Annotated in this window: 1 pseudogene; it reads right to left on the minus strand. The window is 47.0% G+C overall.

The features are described from left to right. Positions 1-736, minus strand: a pseudogene (locus R7Z50_RS27000) (hypothetical protein); the annotation flags it as partial.

The raw sequence follows: 736 nt of genomic DNA on the forward strand, positions 1-736 counted from the left end.
GGCCCGCTAAGGTGCCTTTGCCTTTTTCGTCTTCGTTGTTTAGCTCTTCGACTTGTTTACCTGCTGCGGAAATCTTAATGTGTTTGGTCACTTTGACCTGAGTTTCCAGTTCTGCCTGTTGAGAATCCGTTCTTAGTGTGCCGTCGGACTCACGCTCTTCCATCGAGGTAAATCGAGTTTTCACCGCAACACGATCCGTTGCTTGAAGACGGATTTCCGTACCATAAGATTCTTGTTCTAAATCGTCATCTTGGCTAGCGTAACTGTAGCCTGCATCTTTAGATTTGTACCAAGCTTTAACATCGTTACCCACAGCAGAAAACACGCTCGGGGCGATGTCGTAGAGGTTCATCACCCCTTTCACTTGATAAGAGTCACCTTCACGATCATCCGCACTGCCACCAATAGGCGTAAAGGTTAAACCGCCATCGAAAGAGACATAGTTAGAATCGGTTTGACGACCTTTACTGTGACCGAACTCGGCTTTCAAATAGGTGCCTTCTGATGCTCGTAGCGTTAAGTCTGTGCCGTACGCTTCGTAGTCTTGGTTATCTTTTTCTTCGGTTTGATAGTTTGCACCTACACCGATGTAGTCGTTTACCCAACCTTTGACGCGTCCACCAGCGGTCATTGCACCAAGCGCTTCACTGCCTTGAGGCACGTATTCATAATCAACAGTAAGATAGTTGTCATAACCGTCAGCTGGAGAGTCGTTAATGACCGAACCAAAGTTGTC

This window comes from Vibrio sp. 1249-1, from assembly GCF_033340495.1.